Annotated in this window: 18 protein-coding genes and 2 tRNA genes; 9 read left to right on the top strand and 11 right to left on the bottom strand. The window is 65.4% G+C overall.

The window, feature by feature from the left end; translation table 11 throughout:
- Positions 1 to 11: 11 nt before the first annotated feature.
- Positions 12 to 194, top strand: a complete 183-nt coding sequence (locus EH231_RS11315) for a hypothetical protein (RefSeq protein WP_044522430.1) — start codon at positions 12 to 14, stop codon at positions 192 to 194.
- A gap of 65 nt (positions 195 to 259) precedes the next feature.
- Here the strand turns inward: EH231_RS11315 and EH231_RS11310 are convergent.
- Positions 260 to 335, bottom strand: a tRNA-Lys gene (locus tag EH231_RS11310).
- A 147-nt stretch (positions 336 to 482) separates the two neighbouring features.
- Here EH231_RS11310 and EH231_RS11305 point away from each other — a divergent pair.
- Positions 483 to 1,703, top strand: a complete 1,221-nt coding sequence (locus tag EH231_RS11305) for a L,D-transpeptidase (protein ID WP_124712440.1) — start codon at positions 483 to 485, stop codon at positions 1,701 to 1,703.
- Between the two features lie 97 nt (positions 1,704 to 1,800).
- Positions 1,801 to 2,163 (top strand): nuclear transport factor 2 family protein, encoded by a 363-nt coding sequence (locus EH231_RS11300; protein WP_090432001.1) that lies wholly within the window; start codon positions 1,801 to 1,803, stop codon positions 2,161 to 2,163.
- Here the strand turns inward: EH231_RS11300 and EH231_RS11295 are convergent, their stop codons facing one another.
- Together EH231_RS11295 and EH231_RS11290 are read right to left on the bottom strand one after the other, a co-directional pair.
- The gene (locus tag EH231_RS11295; protein ID WP_124712439.1) at positions 2,164 to 2,643 is read right to left on the bottom strand and encodes an SRPBCC family protein; all 480 of its coding nucleotides are present in this window, start codon (positions 2,641 to 2,643) and stop codon (positions 2,164 to 2,166) included.
- Positions 2,640 to 3,326: a DUF899 domain-containing protein gene (locus tag EH231_RS11290; protein ID WP_090431998.1), complete on the bottom strand. Its 687-nt coding sequence runs from the start codon at positions 3,324 to 3,326 to the stop codon at positions 2,640 to 2,642. The genes EH231_RS11295 and EH231_RS11290 overlap by 4 nt, the downstream gene beginning before the upstream one ends.
- Positions 3,327 to 3,468: 142 nt before the next feature.
- Here EH231_RS11290 and EH231_RS11285 point away from each other — a divergent pair, with 142 nt between their 5' ends.
- Together EH231_RS11285 and EH231_RS11280 are read left to right on the top strand one after the other, a co-directional pair.
- A complete protein-coding gene (locus EH231_RS11285; RefSeq protein ID WP_090431996.1) occupies positions 3,469 to 4,242 on the top strand; it encodes an SDR family oxidoreductase in 774 nt (257 codons plus the stop codon).
- Between the two features lie 341 nt (positions 4,243 to 4,583).
- The gene (locus EH231_RS11280) at positions 4,584 to 6,083 is read left to right on the top strand and encodes a PPE family protein (RefSeq protein ID WP_124712438.1); all 1,500 of its coding nucleotides are present in this window, start codon (positions 4,584 to 4,586) and stop codon (positions 6,081 to 6,083) included.
- Between the two features lie 284 nt (positions 6,084 to 6,367).
- Here EH231_RS11280 and EH231_RS11275 read toward each other — a convergent pair.
- Together EH231_RS11275 and orn are read right to left on the bottom strand one after the other, a co-directional pair.
- A tRNA-His gene (locus EH231_RS11275) sits at positions 6,368 to 6,440 on the bottom strand.
- 40 nt (positions 6,441 to 6,480) lie between these two features.
- Positions 6,481 to 7,128 carry an oligoribonuclease gene (gene orn / locus EH231_RS11270; protein WP_164480850.1) on the bottom strand — a complete coding sequence of 216 codons (648 nt, stop codon included), beginning with the start codon at positions 7,126 to 7,128 and terminating at the stop codon, positions 6,481 to 6,483.
- Between the two features lie 117 nt (positions 7,129 to 7,245).
- Here orn and EH231_RS11265 point away from each other — a divergent pair, with 117 nt between their 5' ends.
- Positions 7,246 to 8,817: a helicase HerA-like domain-containing protein gene (locus EH231_RS11265; RefSeq protein ID WP_090431990.1), complete on the top strand. Its 1,572-nt coding sequence runs from the start codon at positions 7,246 to 7,248 to the stop codon at positions 8,815 to 8,817.
- Between the two features lie 143 nt (positions 8,818 to 8,960).
- Here EH231_RS11265 and cmrA read toward each other — a convergent pair whose 3' ends face one another.
- Positions 8,961 to 9,767 (bottom strand): mycolate reductase, encoded by an 807-nt coding sequence (gene cmrA / locus EH231_RS11260; protein ID WP_090431988.1) that lies wholly within the window; start codon positions 9,765 to 9,767, stop codon positions 8,961 to 8,963.
- A 43-nt stretch (positions 9,768 to 9,810) separates the two neighbouring features.
- Here cmrA and EH231_RS11255 point away from each other — a divergent pair, with 43 nt between their 5' ends.
- Positions 9,811 to 11,115, top strand: a complete 1,305-nt coding sequence (locus tag EH231_RS11255) for an MFS transporter (protein WP_090432267.1) — start codon at positions 9,811 to 9,813, stop codon at positions 11,113 to 11,115.
- A gap of 27 nt (positions 11,116 to 11,142) precedes the next feature.
- On the opposite strand, the gene EH231_RS11250 is transcribed toward EH231_RS11255, so the two are convergent.
- Positions 11,143 to 11,925, bottom strand: coding sequence for an MmpS family transport accessory protein (locus EH231_RS11250; RefSeq protein ID WP_124712437.1), 783 nt, complete (start codon positions 11,923 to 11,925; stop codon positions 11,143 to 11,145).
- A gap of 105 nt (positions 11,926 to 12,030) precedes the next feature.
- Between EH231_RS11250 and EH231_RS11245 the strand changes: the two genes are divergently transcribed.
- Positions 12,031 to 13,914 carry a S9 family peptidase gene (locus EH231_RS11245; RefSeq protein ID WP_234927225.1) on the top strand — a complete coding sequence of 628 codons (1,884 nt, stop codon included), beginning with the start codon at positions 12,031 to 12,033 and terminating at the stop codon, positions 13,912 to 13,914.
- A gap of 277 nt (positions 13,915 to 14,191) precedes the next feature.
- Here the strand turns inward: EH231_RS11245 and EH231_RS11235 are convergent, their stop codons facing one another.
- From EH231_RS11235 to EH231_RS11225, 3 genes are read right to left on the bottom strand one after another with little or no spacing between them, the layout of a single operon-like run.
- Complete coding sequence (locus EH231_RS11235) at positions 14,192 to 14,515, bottom strand: DoxX family membrane protein (protein ID WP_124712435.1); 324 nt, start codon at positions 14,513 to 14,515, stop codon at positions 14,192 to 14,194.
- 44 nt (positions 14,516 to 14,559) lie between these two features.
- Positions 14,560 to 16,404 (bottom strand): acyl-CoA synthetase, encoded by a 1,845-nt coding sequence (locus EH231_RS11230; protein WP_124712434.1) that lies wholly within the window; start codon positions 16,402 to 16,404, stop codon positions 14,560 to 14,562.
- The gene (locus EH231_RS11225) at positions 16,401 to 17,252 is read right to left on the bottom strand and encodes a fumarylacetoacetate hydrolase family protein (protein ID WP_124712433.1); all 852 of its coding nucleotides are present in this window, start codon (positions 17,250 to 17,252) and stop codon (positions 16,401 to 16,403) included. Before EH231_RS11225 ends, EH231_RS11230 begins: the two co-directional genes overlap by 4 nt.
- Positions 17,253 to 17,349: 97 nt before the next feature.
- On the opposite strand from EH231_RS11225, the gene EH231_RS11220 reads away from it, so the two are divergent.
- Positions 17,350 to 17,928: a TetR/AcrR family transcriptional regulator gene (locus tag EH231_RS11220; RefSeq protein ID WP_124712432.1), complete on the top strand. Its 579-nt coding sequence runs from the start codon at positions 17,350 to 17,352 to the stop codon at positions 17,926 to 17,928.
- Between the two features lie 2 nt (positions 17,929 to 17,930).
- Here the strand turns inward: EH231_RS11220 and EH231_RS11215 are convergent, their stop codons facing one another.
- On the bottom strand, positions 17,931 to 21,383 hold the full coding sequence (locus EH231_RS11215; RefSeq protein WP_124712431.1) for an indolepyruvate ferredoxin oxidoreductase family protein: 3,453 nt from the start codon (positions 21,381 to 21,383) through the stop codon (positions 17,931 to 17,933).
- Positions 21,384 to 21,386 lie beyond the last annotated feature (3 nt).

Below are 21,386 nucleotides of genomic sequence, written 5' to 3'. Positions count from 1 at the left end.
GAGGTAGCCATATGGCGCATGTGAGCGATGAAACGCTCGGCGATCTACGCAGGGAACTCGACCGCTTCAAAACCGTGCAGTACCGCGATAACGGCTACGCCGCCGCGCATCTGGCCGGTGCGGTGGAGATGTTGTTGGAAGAAGCCGAACCCAGCATCGGCGACAGGCTCGCCGACAGGTATCGAGCCAGATAGATGTACCGCCGCAGTAACTCTCGAACGCTGAAACGCAAAAACCCTGCCGAGGCAGGGTTTTTGGTTGGTGCGCCGTCAGGGTTTCGAACCCCGGACCCGCTGATTAAGAGTCAGCTGCTCTACCAACTGAGCTAACGGCGCGCGTGAGAGACAATAACAGGAGTTTCACTCAACAGTGAAATCCGCTGGTGGCAGGCTTGGAGACATGTTCAAGTCGGCTCGATCCGGCTGGAACCCTTAGACTATTGCCAAGAATTTGCTATCGACCGTGCGAGGGGTAGGACGAACATGGGGCAGGCCCAGACGCTGACCCGTCCGTATCGGGGTGCGCTCCGCCGAGCGGTGGTTGCCATGGTGCCGGCGATGATGTTGGGCCTGACGGCGTGCGGGGGCGAAGATCCGCAGGGGCCGCCGCCGGTGATCACCGACAAGGGCACTCCTTACGGCGACTTGCTGGTCCCCAGGGTCAACGCCTCGGTGACCGATGGTGCGGTCGGGGTAACCGTCGACGCACCGGTCACGGTGAGCGCAGAGAACGGTGTGCTCGGCGGGGTCACCATGACCAACGAAGAGGGTGGCAGCGTTGCGGGCAAGTTCAGCGCAGACGGGCTGACGTGGTCGACCACCGACCCGCTCGACTACAACGAGCAGTACACCCTCAATGCGCAGTCGCTGGGGCTCGGCGGTGTCGCCAACCGCCGGCTGCGGTTCGAGACGCACTCGCCGGCGAACCTGACGATGCCCTACGTCCTGCCCAACGACGGGGAAGTGGTCGGGGTGGGTCAGCCGGTGGCAATCCGCTTCGACGAGAACATCACCGACCGGCTGGCCGCCCAGCGCGCCATCACGGTCAAGACCAACCCGCCGGTCGAAGGGGCCTTCTACTGGCTCAACAACCGCGAAGTGCGTTGGCGCCCAGCCAAATACTGGAAGCCCGGCACCTCGGTGGACGTGACCGTCAACACCTATGGCGTCGCGTTGGGTGACGGACTGTTCGGGCAGGGCGACGTGTCCACCCACTTCACCGTGGGCGACGAGGTGATCGCCTCTGCCGATGACAACACCAAGACGCTGACCATCCGGCGCAACGGCGAGGTCATCAAGGCGATGCCGATCTCGATGGGCAAGAACAGTTCTCCGACCAACAACGGCGTCTACATCATCGGCGACCGCTTCGACCACATGGTCATGGATTCGTCGACCTACGGGGTACCGGTCAACTCGCCCAACGGTTATCGCACCGAGGTCGACTTCGCGACCCAGATGTCCTACAGCGGCATCTATGTGCACGGAGCGCCGTGGTCGGTCGGCAGCCAGGGCTACAGCAATGTCAGCCACGGCTGCCTCAATGTCAGCACAGCCAACGCCCGCTGGTTCTACGAGAACACCAAGCGTGGCGACATCGTCGAGGTTGTCAACACCGTGGGCTCGATACTGCCGGGCACCGAGGGCCTGGGGGACTGGAACATCCCCTGGGACCAGTGGCGCACCGGCAACGCCAGCACCTGATTTTCGGCATCGCCCGATTACCTGCGCGGTAATCGACAACGCTTCTCGAATCGGTGAATCTAACTGGGTCCCAGTTGATTACCGTGAAAGAGGCGACATGGCCGAGTTCGACGACACCGTCACCGCGTACCTGCGCACCTGGAATGCCACCGATACAAACGAGCGGCGGGCGCTGCTCGAGCGGCATTGGGCGCAGAGCGTCACCTACACCGATCCGCTGGCTCAGGTGAGTGGGCACGACGGTATTTCCGGCGCCGTCGAGGCCGTGCAGGCCCAGTTCCCGGGCTATGTGTTCACACTCGTCAGCGGGCCGGACGCCCACCACCAGCAGGCGCGTTTCCAGTGGGGTCTCGGTCCGCGCGACGCCGAGCCGGTGGTGGTCGGTTTCGACGTGCTCTCCACCGACCCCGAAGGACGGATACAGACCGTGCTCGGGTTCCTGGACCAGGTGCCCGCCTGATTACTTCGCCGCGCGGTCCAGTGCCGCAAGCGATTCGGCGAGGAAGTCGCTGTCGAACGGCGGCATCCCGCCGATCTGGTCGCGGAAGCTCTGCGGGGTGTCGGTCCAGTCGTAGGTGATGGTGACGTCGGTCTGGTCGCCGTTGGGGGCCAGGTCGTAGCGCCAGCTCCAGCCGCCCGGTGCAATCTGGCCGGTCTCGTCGAGTTGGCCGGGCAGCCAGGCGATGGTCCGGTCCTTGTCGAAGACGGTCACCAGGTTGTGCATCACGTAGTGCCCGCCGGCCTGCGGCAGGAACATGTTGATCGCGAAGATCTGGCCGGTCCCGGTGATCGGCTCGGGATCGATCGCGTCGCGCAGCCAGTCGCCCGGCTCGGTGTCGCAATGCCGGGCCGGGTCGGCCAGGACGGCGAACACCCGGGCCGGGGACGCGGAGATGGTGCGGGTGACGACAAAGCGTTCCTGGTCGGTTGATGCGGTCATCGAGGGTCCTTTCCATACAGGCGGGCAATGTCCGGGCTGTCGAGCCAGCCCGAGTATGTGGGTCGCGAAGGCCACCCTTCGGGGGAATCGAGCCATTCCTCCTGCCGGCCGTACGGCAGCAGGTCGATCAGGGCGAAGGAGTGGCTTAGCTGTTCGGTGCCACGGCCATTGGTGTGCCAGGTGCGGTACACGGTATCGCCGTCACGCAGGAACACATTGACCGCGAAGCCTTCGCCCGGCGCGGCGTCGACGTCGGCGCCGAAGGAGCTGTCCGACGACGAGTACCAGTCCATCCGGTTGCCGACCTTGTCGCGGTAGGCCAGTGCCTCTTCGATCGGTCCGTTGGTGACGATGACGAAGCGGGCGTCGTAGTTGTCGAGGAAGTCGAGGCGGGTGAACTGCGACGTGAACCCCGTGCAGCCGCCGCACTGCCATTCGGCGCCGTCGGTCCACATGTGGTGGTAGGTGATCAGCTGGCTGCGGCCGTCGAATACGTCGGCCAGCCGCACCGGCCCATCGGCGCCGATGAGCGTGTAGTCCGGCAACTCCACCATCGGTAGGCGTCGTCGTGCCGCAGCGATCGCGTCCAGTTCCCGGGTGGCGGCCTTCTCCCGACGCCGCAGGTCGTCCAGCGCGGTGCGCCAGGCCTGCTGGTCGACTATCGGAGGTTTTCCTGTCGTCATGAAGGGCTCCTGATCGAAGTTCGGAGAATCTCGTTCTCTTAAGTGGACCCGCCGCGCGTCCGGAACTCATCGCACGCGGTAATGTCCGACGAGCAAAGGGTGACCTAACACCTCGAGATGACCCCATGGAGGTTGATCCAGAATGAGCAGTCAGCGAGCCGATGCAGCCGGTCTGCGTCTCCTCGTCGTCGGTGCCTCGTCGGGCATCGGCCACGCTGTTGCGGTCAGTGCCACCGAACGCGGCGCCAAGGTCGCGGTGGCCGCACGGCGCATCGACCTGCTGAATTCCCTGGCGGAGGTCACCGGCGGACACGCCTTCGAACTCGACGTCGAGGACTCCGCGGCGATCAACCGAGTGGTCAACGACGCGGCGGACGCCCTGGGCGGCCTGGATGCCGTGGTGTTCACCAGCACGGTGATCCCGTTCGCCTATATCGAGGACACCGACGTCGCCACCTGGTTGCACGCATTCAGCGTCAACACCGTCGGCGCCAACAACGTGCTGCGCGCCGCGGCGCCCCGACTCGCCGAGAACGGTGTGGTCCTGGTGGCGTCCAGCTACGACGTGGGTCGCCCGCGGGCCGGCGTGGCGGCGTACAGCGCAAGCAAGGCCGCCCTCGACGAGATCCTGCACTCGTGGCGCATCGAGCATCCCGAGCTGTCGCTCATCCGGGTCGGCGTCGGCCCCACCGATGACACCGAGATCCTTCGTGGCGCCGACCGCGACCTGCTGGACCAGTTGGTCGCGACGTGGGTGGCCCAAGGTGCCCTTCCAGCCCGGATGTCGGCCCTGCGCGACGTCGCCAACACCCTGGTGTCGCTGGTGACCACCGCATACGAGAATCCGACCGTCGTGCCCGAAGTCGTGCAGCTGGCCCCGCGGATCAAGAAGGGCGCAGGGCGCGCGTCGAAGTAGCGGTCGGCCGGGGGTGTCCCGGCTCGATCATTTCCCGGCCGCCGTTGTGGATGGGCCGGTGTCCGGGCAGGCACATTTTGACTGCCTGTCTGTTGGCGGTGAGCCGTTGGTGACCGCTGTATGCCTTCTGGGCGCGGCCGACATGTCATCGGTACGTCGCCAGATATTTTGAACCACAATAACTTTCACCGCTCCATCTCGGCGCGGTGCTGTGGCGACCGTGCAGAACCTGAAGCTGCTTCCGGCGGGCTTTCTATGAGTTTCACCAGATTCATTGATAATGACAATCATATTCAATAATTTGGACGCTTCGAGTAGACGGTCTACAAGGAGGGTTTCTCATGGCCGCGGTATGGATGGCCTCGCCACCGGAGGTGCATTCCGCGTTGCTCAGCAGCGGCCCCGGGCCCGGCGCGATGTTGGCTGCCGCCGGCGCATGGGCGTCCTTGAGCGTCGAATATGCCGCAGTCGCAGAAGAACTCGCAGCGGTGCTCGGTGGGGTGCAGGCAGGTGCGTGGCAGGGGCCGAGTGCGGAACGGTACGTCGCCGCTCATCTTCCCTATCTGGCGTGGTTACACCAGGCCGGCGCCGACAGCGCTGCGGCCGCTGCCCGGCATGAAACCGCAGCCGCGGCCTATGCCAGTGCCTTGGCGGTGATGCCCACCCTGGTCGAGTTGGCCGCCAACCATGCGCGGAACGCAGTCCTGGTGTCCACCAACTTCTTTGGTATCAACACCATTCCGATCGCGTTGAACGAGGCCGATTACGTGCGGATGTGGGTCCAGGCCGCCACCACGATGGAGGGCTATCAAGGTGTGTCGGAGGCTGCCGTGGCATCCACCCCGTCCACCCCGGCGGCCCCGCGGATCCTGCACAGCGAGCACGACCACGACGACCATGACCATGACCATGACCATGACCATGACCATGACCACGATCATGACCATGACGACCATGGCCACGGAGACTTGAGCCCACTCGACCCGCGATGGTGGCTGGAAGTCGGACAAGAGCAGATCGAGAACATTCACCTACTGATCGACAATCTGCTCAACGACCCCGCTGCCTTGCTGACCAACCTCCCTATGGTGTTGGCCGACATGGCTTTCCACGCGGCCCAGTTGCTGCAGGTCGTCGTCCAGTTGTCCCCGGCGCTGATTCAGCCGGCTCTGGGCATTGTGGCCGCGAACCTGGGGTGGGCGATAGCCGGCCTGGCCGCGATCCAGCCGCCCGCACCCGGTGCCGCGGAGATCCCGGCCGGCGCCGAACCGGGGTCATGGCCGGCCGCAGGGGGCGCGTCGACGGTGTCCGGAAGCCCACCGGCTCCGACCGCTCCCTCGGCCCCCACGGCCCCGGCTACCGGGGCGTCGGCGACCGCAACCGTCGCCTCCGCGCCAGGGCCGTCGGCCGCTCCGGGTGGTGGGTCGGGATTCGTCCCGCCGTACTTGATCGGCGCCCCCGGCGTCGGCGTCGCGGCCGCGACACGGGCCACCGCGGCGACCACCGCCAAGAAGAAAGCCCCCGAGCCCGATATGGCCGCGACCGGAGCCGGAGCCAACGCCCGCGAGGCGCGGGCTCGCCGACGTCGCCGAGCCGGGATGCGCGACAGAGGCCACGGCAACGAATTCATGGACCTGCAGGATGACCTGCAAGGGGGTGCCGCGCCGGAGGCGCCGCCGTTGGTGTCGGATCGCGGTGCGGGGCCGCTGGGCTTTTCTGGGGTGCGGGACAAGGCGGATGCCACGACGACGGGATTGACGACGTTGGGCGATGCCGGGTTCGGTGACGGTCCGACGGTGCCGATGTTGCCTTCGACCTGGGATCCGGACGTCAAGGATTGAGCGGACCTGCCGTCGGTAGCCCCAGCTGCCACGGCGCCGTCAAAGTCATGCACACCGGGCGCGACGACACCTCGCCTTCGGTGGCAGACCAGCGTCGGTGGCGGCCAGCGGTCTTGAGGGGCGCTTGGCCACAGGCGCTTTCATGTTCCCGCCTGTGGGCCAGCAGGTTGGCGGGCAGCGTCTTCGGGATTGGTCCTGCAGCCCGAGCTGAATGATCGCAAACCCGGTAGAGCGCCGAAAACAGGAACGCCGCCTGCTTGCGCAGACGGCGTTCCCGATATCGGGGTGGCTGACGGGACTCGAACCCGCGACAGCCAGGATCACAACCTGGTGCTCTACCAACTGAACTACAGCCACCATCGCCGCGGTGCCTTTCGGCGTATGCGGCTCGTAGATACTAACTGCTCGGGTGCTCCAGAGCCGAATCGGTTTCTGGCGCGTCGTCCTTCGGCGGGCCGAGCTCGGCCGCGATGGCGGCAATGTCGCTGGTAGACGGGCCGGGCTGGGCGACGAACGCGGTCGAGCGGTAGTACTTGAGTTCGCGGATCGACTCGTGGATGTCGGCCAGGGCGCGGTGTGCGAGACCCTTTTCCGGCTGGCCGAAGTAGATCCGGGGGTACCAGCGCCGGCACAGCTCCTTGATCGAGCTGACGTCGATCATCCGGTAGTGCAGGTAATCGTCGAGTTTTGCCATGTCGCGGGCGATGAAGCCGCGGTCGGTGGCGATCGAGTTGCCCGCCAGGGGAGCGGCCTTGGCCGTCTTGACGTGCCCGCGGATGTAATCGAGCACCATCTCTTCTGCGGTGGCCACATCGACGGTCGACTGCCGTACTTCTTCGATCAGCCCGGACCGGGTGTGCATCTGTTTGACCACGTCGACCATGGACGACAGCGCCTCATCGTCGGTGTGAATGACCACGTCCAGGCCGTCCCCGAGGATGTTCAGGTCGGCGTCGGTGACCAGAACCGCGATCTCGATCAGGCGGTCGGACTTGAGGTCCAGGCCTGTCATCTCGCAGTCGATCCATACAAGTTCGTCTCGCACGAAGATCCACATTATTCCCATGCCGGGCGTCGAGCCGCCACACCCACCGCGTGTGCCGTCCGGCAAGTAGTGTCAGACCCCGATTGGCTCGTTCGCGAAAACTGGGAGGACCGCGGCATGACCACCGAATCGACAGCCACCCCCGCGCAGCAGATCGCTGCCGGTTACGCAGTCGAAGGCCAGGCACTGGAATTGGGAACGGTGGTTGTCGACGGCACCGTCGATCCCACTGCTCAGGTCCGCATCCCGTTGGCCACCGTCAACCGGCACGGCTTGATCGCGGGTGCCACGGGCACCGGCAAGACCAAGTCGCTGCAGGTAATCGCGGAGCAGTTGTCGGCGGCGGGCGTCCCGGTGGTGATGGCCGACGTGAAGGGCGACCTGTCGGGGCTGTCGAGGCCCGGTGAGTCGAACGAGAAGACCGAGCAGCGCGCCAAGGACACCGGCGACAGCTGGACGCCGACCGCCTTCCCGGTGGAGTTCCTGTCGCTGGGCACCGAGGGCATCGGCGTCCCGGTGCGCGCCACCATCACCAGTTTCGGCCCGATTCTGCTGTCGAAGGTGTTGGGCCTCAACGCGACTCAGGAGTCCACGCTCGGCCTGATCTTCCATTGGGCCGATCAGAAGGGCCTGCCGCTGCTGGACATCAAGGACCTTCGGTCGGTGATCCAGTTCCTCACCAGCGACGAAGGCAAGCCCGAGCTCAAGGCGCTGGGCGCGGTCTCGGCGACGACGGCGGGGGTGATCCTTCGCGCACTGGTGAACCTGGAGGCCGAGGGCGCCGACACGTTCTTCGGCGAACCCGAGCTCGAGCCCAAGGATCTGCTGCGTACCGATGCGCAGGGCCGCGGCATCATCAGCCTGCTGGAGCTGGGAGCCCAGGCCGCGCGGCCGGTGATGTTCTCGACGTTCCTGATGTGGGTGCTGGCTGATCTGTTCACCACGCTGCCCGAGGTCGGTGACGTCGACAAGCCGAAGCTCGTGTTCTTCTTCGACGAGGCGCATCTGCTGTTCGCCGACGCGTCCAAGGCGTTCCTGGAGCAGGTCGAGCAGACGGTGAAGTTGATCCGCTCGAAGGGCGTCGGCGTGTTCTTCTGCACGCAGCTGCCCACCGACGTCCCCAACAACGTGCTGTCGCAGCTGGGCGCCCGGGTGCAGCACGCCTTGCGTGCCTTCACCCCGGACGATCAGAAGGCGCTCTCGAAGACCGTCCGGACCTACCCGAAGACCGACGTCTATGACCTGGAGAAGGCGCTGACCTCGTTGGGTATCGGCGAGGCGATCGTGACGGTGCTGTCCGAGCAGGGTGCCCCGACGCCGGTGGCCTGGACTCGCATGCGGGCGCCGCGATCGCTGATGGCCGCGATCGGCGACGACGCCATCAAGACCGCCGCGCAGGCCAGCCCGCTGCAGGCCACCTACGGCCAGACCGTGGACCGTGATTCCGCCTACGAGCGGCTGGCCGCCAGGCTGGCCCCGCCGCCGAGCGCCGACGATCCGGGCGGCTTCGGCGGTGTCGAGGCCTCGGGTGACATCGAGGCGATGCCGGCCCCGGCGCAACCGCAAGAGCCGGGAATGCTCGAGCAGGTGCTCAAGAGCTCGGCGTTCAAGAGCGCCATGCGCTCGGCGGGTACCGTCCTGGGCCGCGAGATTACCCGCAGCATCTTCGGGACGGGCCGCCGCCGCTGAGCGGCGAATCAGGCTGCCGCCGCTGAGCGTCGAATCAGGCTGGAGCCGCTAGTTCGGGCGCTGAGATTGCACTGAGGGCTGTGGTTCGGCAAGAACCACAGCCCTCAGTGCAATCGCAACTCGCCAGAGAATCGCCGGCGAAACTATCCGCCGCCGAGCTTCTTGTAGACGGCGCCCACGATCGGGGTGACGATGGCGCGCGGCGCGTAGCCGCTGGCCATCGACATGGCCTTGGATGTCACGCCAGGCACGACGCGCATCTTGTTCTTGTCCAGGCCGTCCAGCGACAGCTTGGCGGTGTATTCGGTTGAGATCCACAGGAAGTCGGGGATCAGCCGCTCGACCAGGGACTGCTCGGACTCGTCGGGCAGGTCGGTGCGCACCGGGCCCGGCGCGAGCACCGTGACGTGGACGCCCGCGCCCTTGAGCTCACCACGCAGCGACTCGCTGAACGTGTTGGCGAACGCTTTGGACGCCGCGTAGGTGGCGTTGTTGGGGATCGGTGAATTGCCTGCCGCCGACCCGGAGGTCAGGATCCCGCCAGAGCCACGCTTGATCATTCCGGGCAGCACCGCCAACACCAGATCGTGCACGCCGAGAACGTTCAGCTGCACCTGGGCCTTCTCGCCGGCCGGGTCCAGGTCGGCGACCGGGCCGAAGGTCGCCGTGCCCGCATTGGCGCACAGGATCGAGATCTCGCGTTGGGCCAGTTCGTCGCACAGGACGCCCCGGGCGGCGGGGTCGGCGAGGTCGACGGCGCGCACCTCGACGGTCACCCCGTAGCGCTCGGTGAGGCGCTGCGCCAGTGACGTCAGTACGTCCTCGCGTCGCGCGGTGATGATCAGGTGGTGGCCACGGGCAGCGAGTTCGGTGGCCAACGCTTCGCCTATGTTCTGCGAGGCGCCGGTGACGACGGCACGGGCATCCGGACTGGGTGCGGGTACGGGCATGGCGCCAATCCTAGAAGGAGCCGAAACCCATAGGGTGGCGGTCATGACTAACCCCGGGCGGGCGAGGGTGCTCGCGTGGGCATTGTGGGACTGCGGCGCGACGGGCCTGAATGCAATCGCCGTCACCTTTGTGTTCTCGGTCTACCTGACCGGCAGCGTCGGCTCGGACCTGCCGGGGGACACCACGCCGGCCAGCTGGCTGGGCCGGGCCATGACCGTCGCCGGTCTCGTGGTGGCCCTGCTTGCGCCGGTCACCGGTATCTGGGTCGACGCGCCACAGCGGCGACGCCGGGTGCTGGCCGTGATGACCGGCGCGGCCGTCGTGTTCACCGCGGCGATGAGCCTGATCCGCGATGACCACCGCTACCTGATGCCCGGGCTCGTGCTGCTGGCATGCACCGCCGCGTGCAACGAGCTGGCCACGGTGCCCTACAACGCCATGCTGCGACAACTGTCCACGCCCGCGACGTCCGGGCGGATCTCCGGCCTCGGCCTGGCGCTGGGTTACGCCGGCAGTGTCGTGTTGTTGCTGCTGGCCTACGTCGGGTTCATCGCCGGTGACGGGGACACTCGTGGGCTGCTGGGCATCCCGGCCGCGGACGGACAGAACGTGCGGGCGGTGATGTTGCTCACCGCGGTCTGGTTCGTGTTGTTCGCGCTGCCGGTGTTCGTGATGGTGCCGCGGGTGACAGACGCGGGCCCGGTCGAACGCGTCGGCTTCTTCGGCGCCTACCGCAAGCTGTGGGCCGAGATCCGCGGGGAGTGGAAACGCGACCACAACGTCGTCTACTACCTGGTGGCGAGCGCGGTGTTCCGCGACGGGCTGGCCGGAGTGTTCGCGTTCGGAGCCGTGCTGGGGGTGAACGTCTACGGGATCTCCGAGGCCGACGTGCTGTTGTTCGGCATCAGCGCCTGTGTGGTCGCGGCGTTCGGGGCTGTCACCGGTGGCCAGCTCGATGATCGGGTCGGCTCCAAGCCCGTCATCGTCGGATCGCTGGTCTGCCTGATCGTGGTGGGCCTGGCGCTGTTGGTGCTGTCGGGGCCCGTGTCGTTCTGGGTGTGCGGATTGCTGCTGTGCCTGTTCATCGGGCCGACGTTGTCCTCGGCACGCACCTTGATGCTGCGGATCACCGCGGACGGCAAAGAGGGCGTGGCGTTCGGGCTGTACACGACCGTCGGACGTGCGGCGTCCTTCCTGGCGCCCTGGCTGTTCTTCACCTTCATCGACCTGTTCGGCACCGACCGTGCCGGGATGGGCGGCCTGGTCCTGGTGCTGGTCGTGGGACTGGCAGGCATGATCGCCGTGCGGACACCCTCGCGGCAGCCGGTCAGCTCCGCGACCGGATGAGTCGGTCGCGCTGCGATGACGTGACGGCTAAGGAGTGCCGACGCAGATCGTGATGCCCGACCCGGTGCGATGTTGGGTCTGCACACCGTTGACGGTCACCGTGCACGCGACGTCAGGGCCGAAGTTCACGACGCTCACGCTGGCGGTTTCCGTCGCCGGTGCGGCGAGTTCGACCTGCTTGCTCCACGGCAGCGGGACGTTGAACTCGGTCTGCAGCATGTTGCCGGTATCCAGGTAGGTGATGTTGATCGCCCTGCCCTCACCGGTGACCTCGTAGGTGACGGTCTCGGTGGGCCCCGGTGTGGTCTCCGTGGGCGAGGTGGCAGTGGGCGGCGGGAGCGGCCGCGGCGCACGCGTGGTTGTCGTGGGCGCCGTCGGCGACGTCGTGAAGCCCGGCTGCGGGGTGATCTGCGGTGCGACCACGGTCTCCTGGCTCGACCCGTTGGCGATCACCAGTGCGACCACGAGGCCCAGGACCACCAGGACCGCCACCGCGGCCAGGATCCAGAGCCACAGCCGGGGTTCGCGATCGTCGGGCTCCGGCGGGGTCGGCGCACCCGGCGGCGGAGTGGGTCCGCCCGGCGGCTGGCCGGTTGCGTAGGGGTCGTATCCGTAGGGAGGGTAGGGCGGCAGCTGTTGGGTGGGATTGGACACCGAGGAGCCGGCCGGCGGCACCGCTTGGGGTACAGCCGGGTACGAGCCCTGATACGGCGGCTGGTTCGAGTACGCCGGATCTGGATAGTCCACGGGATAGCCGCTACCGAAAGATTGGGTCGGTTCGGACCCGTCGCGGCGTGGTGAATCGGTCATGCCCACCTCATGGCTGCGAGGGTACCTGTGCGGATGCTCAGTCCGCTGCGGCCGAGGTCCCGGGCGATTGCGTGATGATGAGAGATGCTGGAGAGGACTGCATAAGTGACGGGAGGACGTGAGGTGGCCGCGGATCGGCATGTGCGGGTGAACTACGGCGCGTCGCTGTCACCGGATGCGACGGCATTCGCCCACTTGGTCGACGATGGCGGCTATCCACGGGCGGTGCAGCGCTTCCTGCGGGGATGGCGCGCCAGCTCCTCGCGCGACGTCGAACTGCCCGTGGCCGGTCCCGTGACGAAAGTCATCCATTCCGCCGATGGCCATTGGCTGGCCTGCGAGGTGGCTCCGGACGGTGCGTCGCGCACCCAGATCTGGGTGGTGACCACCGACCCGGATGACCGGGACGCGCGTCGCATCGATCACTGGTCGCCCGATGTCGCCGAGGGCACCGCGGAACTGATCGGTTGGGATGGGACACAGGTGGCGGCGATCCTGACCGGAGAGGACGGCGTCGGTAGTTCCTGCCTGATCGACCCCGCCTCGGGGGACATCGTCGTTCTCGACCGCCGTTCGGGTGGCCGCCTGGTGGATTCATGGGCCGGCGCTTCGCTGGTGCGGGTCGGCCCACGCGGCTACCGGGAGCTCATCATGCTGTGGGGACTCACCGAAATCGGTCTGCTGCCCTACGATCCGGGCTCGACCACCGACATCGGCGTGATCCTCGACGATCACCAACCCCGCCGGCTGCGCACCGGGTTCGACGGGGACGCGATGTCACTGGTCGAACCGGCCAAGTCCTACAGTTCCGACAGTACGGATGGCTATGTGCGGGCGCTGATTCGGAGCGAGAACGGGGCGTCGCATGCCCGGCTGCTCGAAGTGACCGTCACCGCCGACGGGGTCGGCTATTACGTCGTTGCCGAGCGTCCTGGCTATGAGCTCGACGAGTTCGTGGTCAGTGATGATCTGTCGACGGTGGCGATGCTGTGGAACATCGACGGTTGCAGCGAACTTCAGATCCTCCAGTACGCCGACGGGACGCTGTCCGAGCCGATTCCGTTACCCGGCATGGTCGCCACCGAATTGAGCATCAGTGCCGGTGGCTCCATGGTGGCGATGACGGTCCAGGGGCCGTCATTGCCTCCCACGGTCGAACTCGTCGACCCACGCACCCGCGAATGGGAGCGGATCGACCGCGATCCGAGCGTCGGTCCGCTCACCGGGACACCGACTTTGGCGCGAATCACCGCGCGCGACGGGCTGGAACTCAACGCCTGGTTGTACGAACCTGACGCCGAACCGATCGGCGCGATGATCTTTCTGCACGGCGGTCCGGAGGGTCAGTCGCGGCCCGACTACAACGAGTTCTATCCGCAGCTGCTGGAAGCCGGGATCACCGTGCTGACACCGAATGTGCGCGGATCCGGTGGATTCGGTCGCGCGTTCATGCACGCCGACGACAAGGAATTGCGGTTCGCGGCCATCGACGACGTCGCCGACTGCGTGAGCTACCTCGTCGACAACGGCTACGCTGCCGCCGACCGAATTGCCTGTTGCGGGTGGTCCTATGGCGGCTATCTGACCCAGGCGGCGTTGACATTTCACCCGGAGCTGTTCGCGGCAGGGATCAGCATCTGCGGCATGAGCGATCTGAACACCTTCTACCGCAACACCGAGCCGTGGATCGCGGCGGCGGCTTATCCGAAATACGGTCATCCGGTCGGTGACCGGGAGCTGTTGGAGCGGCTGTCGCCGCTGCTGCGGGCACACGCGCTGACGGCGCCGCTGCTCCTGGTGCACGGTGCCAACGACACCAACGTGCCGCCGAGCGAATCGCAACAGATGTTCGACGCGTTGCGTGCGCTGGGCCGCACCGTGGAGATGCTGACGTTCGCCGACGACGGTCACGAGATCATCAAGCGCGAAAACCGCGCGGTCCTGGTGGATGCCATGACCCGCTGGCTGATCAAGGCCTTCGACGTCTAGCTGGCGGCTACCGACTGGGTGAGGTCCAGAAACGTGTCGTACCCTCCTGAGGCAATGACGTTATGTCTTCGCCCTCAGCATCTTTCGATGCTGAGGTGTGTCCTGAGCAGCGTGCGGAGGGGTTGTTCACGGAGTTGGTTGTTGGAGCTGATCGGTCAGCGTAATGCGATTGATGGCCGCATCGTGGACATCGTCGCTGACGAGTTGTGTGGGGCTACCGGCCCCCGCTCGATGGAGGCGTCGGTAGCAGCGATGGACCGCTTTCTCCTCTTCGCTGTCAGGCAACCGACACCACCAGTGCGCCGCCGATCAGGGCGACGTTCTTCAGGAAGTGCGCCTGCTCGGAGGCTCGCTCCGCCGGATCTTCAGCGGCCCAAAACCGGTGCATCGTGAGTGTCGCGACCACCAGGAACACAGCCAGCATCCCGGCTGCCACGGTGGTCCGGATCCCCAGGATCACAGCTATCCCTGCCAATGCTTGAACGACCCCGCCCAGCCTGACTAGTCCTGGCGTGACAAAACGGACACGCCGGACCGCGGCAAGTTCAGCATCCCGATGGGGGGCGATCACTTGAGCCGTACCTGCCAACACGAACAGCATGGCGAACAGTGCCCTACCCACATACGTCACGTACTCGGCGGGCACTAGGAACCCACTTCGTCCGTCGTTACGTGGACGGTCACTGGGTACCGATTCATGCGGTCGCGCAGATCTCCGGCCAGTTCACGAGAAGTGCCCGCAGGCAAGCGGATCCGTACAGTTCCGGCGGATCCCTCTTCATCGCCGATATCCACTAATGCCTCATCGCCGAATCGGCCGAGTTCGGTGCGGGCAACCCGCAAGATACAGTCCCGAACCAGAGCTGCCTTGTTGACCTTGCCCACGGCCGTCATCGGCAGCGCGGATATCTTATGGACGAACTTGGGCGCCGAGGCCGGCTCCGGGCAACGCGATTGCAGCCAGCGCATCAGCTCCTCCTCGGTACTGTCGGCGCCCTCCCGTACGGTGACGTAGGCTGCCGGAACCTCGCCGGAATGCGCGTCCGGCCGTGCCACCACTGCCGCGCCGGTGACGTCGTCGTGTTGTAGGAGAACCGCTTCGATCGGACGAGGGTCAATGTTGTGGCCACCGCGGATGATGACGTCCTTACTCCTGCCGATAAGCGTGACGAACCCGTCCTCATCCACGGCGCCGAGGTCACCGGTGATGAGCCAGCCATCGTCCACGGTTCCGCTAGGGTCTGGGTACCGCACTTCGTCCTCGTGCCGAAGGTACCCGGGAAACACGTTGGGTCCGGCGATCGCGAGCACCCCTGTCTCGCCCGGTCTGCAGTTGACGTAACGCTCGCCATCCGCGTCGATTCGCACAGCCTTGATCTGCTGGTAGGGCAGGCGCAGTCCCAGCCTGTCCACACGTGTCCCTGCGAGCGGAGCGATCACGCTGGCACAGGTCCCCTCGGTGAGTCCGTATCCCTCGATCATAGGGATGCCGGTGGACTGCTCGAAGTTGGTCCGGACCCGGTCGGGAAGTGGTGCAGCGCCGACGATTCCGTAGCGGACAGACGACACGTCGACATCGACAGGCAGGGGAGGCAGTGTCGAATAGACGGTGGGTACTGCGGAAAACGCCGTAACGCGGTAATCCTGCACAATGCCCCAGAACCCGGCGATCGCGGCGGGGTCGCGGTACCCGTCCGGTCCCAGGCTGACTGAGGCGCCTCCGGCGAACATGGGCGCCAATGTGGCGACGTGCAAGGCGTTGACGTGAAACAGCGGCAGCCCGGACAGCAGCACGCTGTCCTGGTCGAAGCCCAACGCGAGTGCGATCGCCCAACTTGTGTAGATCTGGTTGGCGTGGGTGTGCACAGCCACTTTCGGAATGCCGGTCGTCCCACCGGTATGGAAGTATGCCGCGACATCGTCGGGTTGTGGACGATGATCGAATCGCGGTCGGTCGCCCGGCTGTCGGGATGCCATCTCCTCGAATCCGGCAGGACCGCCGACCGTGACGAGCCGAAGCCCGGGCATGCGGCACGCGACCTCGTTGGCCTTTCCCCATAGGTCGATGTCCGATTGCGGTGCGGGGCAAAGGAGTACCCGGGCACCGGTCAGCTCGGCGATGTCGGCAATGTGCTCCGCGCGCAGCGCGGGGTTCACCGGGTTGATGACCCCGATCAGTTGAGCGCCCAAGATCGCCTGAAAGGTGGCTGGTCCGTTGGGTAGCAGGGTTGCGATGACCCCGTTCGGCTCGACGCCGAGTTCGTAGAATAGGTTGGCACCTTGGTGGACGTTGTGGAGCAGCCGACGGTATGTCCAGGAATGCGCCCCCGGGATCAACCCGCGTGGAAGGTGGTGAACTGCATCACGGTCCGGAAATTTGGCTGCAGCACCGCACAGTAGTGCGTAACTGCTCTCCGGCAGATCTCGATCAGACAGTGGTTCGGATTCAACATGTTTCAACCATTCGACCGGATCAGTGGAGCAGATCATGCCGCACCGACCGGGTTCGACAGTGTGCCGATTCGCTCGATCGCGACGGTCACCTCGTCCCCGGGCGCCAGGAACCGGCCTGAGAAGAATCCCGCCCCCTTTGGAGTGCCCGTACAGATCACGTCACCGGGATTCAAGGTGAGATAGCGGGAGAGGTGGGAGATCAACTCCGGAATCGGATGCAGCATGGTCCCGGTCCGATCATCTTGGCGAAGTTCGCCGTTGACTCGGGTTTGAATGGAAAGATCGGGTAGACCATCGAACTCGTCAGTTGTGACCAGGCACGGCCCCAGCGGTTTGAAGGTGTCTAGGCTCTTGGCAAGTCCGATCGATGCTGCTGGGTCACCGTGCATCGCGCGGCGTTGGATGTCGCGGGCCGAGACGTCATTGCCGATGGTGAATCCGGCGACGCAGGACCACCCTTCGTCCGCAGAGACGTCGGCACATTCCCGTCCGATGACAACGGCCAACTCGCCTTCGTAGTCAACCTGTTCGGCGGCGATCACGGGCAGTCGGATCCTCTCGCCGGGATTCGTCACAGCGCTACCGGCCACGATCGAGAAGGTCGGTTCGGTTGGCAGGTCGGCCTCCGCCTTGCCGAGTGCGGCGAGTACCGCGCGGGCCTCTTCGGCGTGGCTGGGGTAGTTCAGACCGATGATCAGGATCTTTCCCGGACGCCGAACTGGGGCCAGCAGATGAGCCTGATCCAGTGGGATCTCGGAACGCACCGCCGATGTGGCCAGCGTTTCGACGGAATCGATCCCCGTCCCCTCGGAGGCTGCCAGGAGTGAGAGCACTCCTGGTTGGTCCTCGCGAGCCCAACCGCTCGTCGTGTTGTACAGCCGCATGAAACAACCTCTCGGTTCGAACCAGGTCTCTTGATTCATAGTCAAGACGGATCTTGATCATTAGTCAAGAGGGGTGCGCGGGACTAGGGTTGAGGTCATGGCTCGGAACCGCCAACAGATACCAAAGGCCGACCGCCAGGCCGAAGTGCTTTCCCATGCACGACAGCTGTTCGTGGCCAAGGGCTATCGCGCCACCAGCGTCACCCAGGTGGGCAAGGCCGCCGGCATTGCCAGCGCCGCCGTGCATTGGTACTTCCCCACCAAAGACGATCTTTTCGCTGCCGTGCTCGGCCAGATCTTCGACGAGGCTCGTGCTGACGTCGAGGATCTCGACGTCACACCCGAGGAGAAATTGGTCAGGCTTCTTGAGGCCACCAAGGCTTACCGGATCATTCACCGCGAGGCGTACGAAAGAATGGCCGAATCCCAAGGGCTGCGCGCGGTGTACTCCGAGACGGCCGAGTGGCTGGAGTGCCAGCTGCTGTTGTCGGTGGAACAGCGATTGCCTGCTGGGTACGACACGGCCGCGATTGCCGACGTTGCGCACGTGCTGTTCGAGGGGCTGCTGGTAAGCCAACGCGACCTGGACCGCCCGATCGGTGAGATCGTGCGGTTGCTGATCGACGCGTTGGTGGCCTCGGCAACGGCGGAATCCGCGGTCAGCCCCGAACGGTAGGCTCAGTCGTGACCGGCAGGGTACCGGGCCAGGGCTTCAGCAAGCTCTGCGCGGTAGCGGTGCACCGACTCGGTCTTGATTGATTCGTAACCCCGGATACCGTCCGGCAGCCTGGCGATCTCCACCGCCAGTTGGATATTCGCCGGTGACAGTCCGCGAAGGACGGCCTCGACTGTCTGGCGGTACTCGCCGATGAGCGCGCGCTCGAGTCGACGCACGCGTGCATGGCCGAAGGGGTCGAGTGCGGTACCGCGGAGCCTGCGCATGGCGATCAGGACCCGAAATGCCGGCCTGATCCAGGGTCCGAGTTCGAGTTTGCGCTGCATCCCCATCGCTCTCAGCGCGGGCGGATGCAGGCGGTAGCTCACCGCAGCGTCCGCACCGAATTCCGCACGAATCGCGGCATGTACGGCTGGGTCAAGGGACAGGCGCGCCACCTCGTACTCGTCTTTGTATGCCATCAGCTTGTACAAGTTGGCGGCGACCGCCTCGGTTAACGCCGTGGAACCAGGCGCTTTGGCGGCTTCGGCACGCAGCACCCCGGAGACGAAATCGCTGTACTGTTCGGCATAGCGCACGTCCTGATAGGCGATCAACTCCGGTATCCGTATCCGCAAGAGCCGCAACAGTTCCGATCCTGCTGTGGGTCCCACACGATCGATGAGCCGATCTGCGGTGGGGCTCTGTGGCGGCGACGCCGGCGCGGCTGATCGAGCTGCCAACATCTCGGCAAAACCTCCTGGGTCGGCGACGGCGAACCGCCCGTAGCGCAGTGCTGCAATGTTGGCCTCGACCTTGACGCCGTTTGTGGCGATGGCGTTCTCGATGGCTGATGCGGGCAGTGGCAGAGCACCGATTTGGTAGGCGGCCCCGACGAGGAGCAGGTTTGCGTATTGCTCGTCACCCAGCAATGTGTTGGAAGCGCGTCGGGCGTCGAGAACCATGGTGCGCCTGGACGCAGCCCGTATCGGGGCTTCCAGCAGATCGTGGTCTGGATAGCCGACAGTCGGGTCGACGACCATGCGTCCGGTGGGCACCTCGCTGCTCGAGACGACGGCAACGGTCCGGTGCGGATCTGCCGCCGTCAAGTGCTTCGGATCCGCGGCTACCAGCAGGTCACAGCCCAGATATAGATCGCATTCACCACTCGCTGCCTTGTGCGCGGTCACGGATTCCCGGCGGGTGAGCTTGATGTCGGAGATTACCGCTCCGCCCTTCTGCGCCAAGCCGGTCTGGTCGAGAGCCCGGACATGGATACCTGACTGTGCTGCCGCGGTGGCAAGGATTTGCGCCAGCGTGACTACACCGGATCCTCCGATTCCGGCGATGCGGGTGGTGTGCACGGACCACTCCGGAACCGACGGATCGGCGACAGCGGCGACTTCAGGAATCGCGTCGAATCTGCGGCGTCCGGAACCCGAGGTGGTGACCGAGATGAACGACGGGCAGTCACCGGCCAGGCATGCCAGATCCTGGTTGCACGACGACTGGTCGATGTGCGTCTTGCGGCCGAATTCGGTGTCAACCGGAATCACCGACAGGCAGTTGGACTTCTGCCCGCAGTCACCGCATCCCTCGCATACCCGTTCGTTGATGAAGATCCGCTGGGAAGGTGCGGGTGTCAGTCCGCGTTTTCTCTTGCGCCGCAGTTCCGTTGCGCACTCTTGGTCGTGGATCAGTAGGGTGACACCCGCGGTGTCGGTCAGTGTCAGTTGCGCCTCGTCGAGGCGGGTGCGATCCCAGACGCTGGTATTGGCGGGCAGGTCGGTGCGGCGATAGCGGGTGGTGTCCTCGGTGGTGATGATGATGCGCGCAACCCCTTCGGCCGCCATCGTTCGGCAGATCTGCGCGACAGTCATCAAACCGACGGCTTGTTGCCCGCCTGTCATTGCGACCGCGGAGTTGTAAAGCAGTTTGTAGGTGATTGTGATACCAGCTGCCACCGCTGCGCGGATCGCCAGGCTCCCGGAGTGATGGAATGTTCCGTCGCCCAGGTTCTGCACATAGCGGGTGGGCTCGACGAACGGGGCTATCCCGATCCACTGGGCTCCCTCGCCGCCCATCTGGGTCATGCCCGTGACGTGGCCGACCTGGCCCTCGTCCATCAATGTCACCATTCCGTGGCAGCCGATCCCGGCACCGACCAGAGTTCCGTCGGGCACCTTGGCGGAGCTGTTATGCGGACACCCTGAGCAGAAGTAAGGCGTCCGGTTGATCAAAGGCAGTGCCGAGATGCTGGGCCGTGGCCTCGGACGCTCCGACCAGGCGTCCACCGACGGGAATCCACCGATGTCGCGCAGTCGACGGGCCAGGCCAAGTGCAATCGTGTCCGGCTCAAGTTCGCCGTGCAATGCGAACAGCGGTTGGCCGACAATGTCTTTCTTGCCGGTGACGCGGGGTGCTCCGGCCACACCGTAGAGCGCGTCCTTGATGGCAGACTCCAGAAACGGCCGCTTGTCCTCCACCACAATGAGCTCCGACAGCCCGGCCGCAAAGCTCGACAGCGTCTGACTGTCGAGCGGATTGATCATTCCGAAGCGGAGCAGTCGGATTCCACGCTGGCCGCACTCCTGTTGGTCCAACCCGAGAATGCGCAGGGCAGCCATCAGGTCAAGGTAGGTCTTGCCGGCTGCTGCAATACCGATACGGGCCTCGGTGCGGTCTCCAGTTATCGGGTTGAGGCCATTGGCCGCGGCGTAGCGGGTGGCGATGTCACGGCGGATGCCGTCGCGGGTGATCTCGTATTGCTCCAGTGACGGTTGCAGCATGTGCGCACTGACACGGTGTCGGTATGGCGATTCGCCCGCAGCATGCTCAACGAGACCGATCCTGGAGCCAGCCGGATTGATGGTCCCGCTGGCGTCGGCGACATTGGTCACGACCTTGAGTGCCGTCCACAGTCCCGAAGCACGTGACAACGCCACGGCGTGCATCCCGAAGTCGATGAGTTCCTGCGGGTCTGCCGGATAGAGCGTCGGGATGCCCAAGTCGGCGAGCAGGTACTCTGACGCGCCCGGCACTGTTGACGATTTGGCGGCCGGGTCGTCGCCTACCAGCGCTACGACGCCCCCGTCGGGATGGGTTCCCATCAGGTTGGCGTGCCGGATCGCGTCGGATGCGCGGTCCAGGCCCGGAGATTTGCCGTACCAGAATCCGGTGACCCCCGAAACCCGGCTGCCTGGTTGCGTCGCCGCCAATTGAGAGCCCTGGACCGCTGTGGCCGCCAGTTCCTCGTTCACCGCGGGCTGGAACACGATCCCCAGATGATGAAGGAGATCGGTGTGTCTGCTCAGCTCGGTATCGAAACCCGCCAGCGGCGATCCTTCATATCCCGACACGAAGCCGGCCGTGTCCATGCCAGCACGTAGATCTGCACGCCGGACCTCGAAGACCATGCGGGCCAGCGCCTGGATCCCCGTCAAGTGCACGATGCATTCATCCTCCATGATGTCCATGCG

Origin of the sequence: Mycolicibacterium nivoides, from assembly GCF_003855255.1 — a bacterium.
Taxonomy (GTDB): Bacteria; Actinomycetota; Actinomycetes; order Mycobacteriales; family Mycobacteriaceae; genus Mycobacterium; species Mycobacterium nivoides.
Note: the sequence above shows the minus strand (reverse complement) of the source record. Positions and strands in the feature narration are given on the sequence as shown.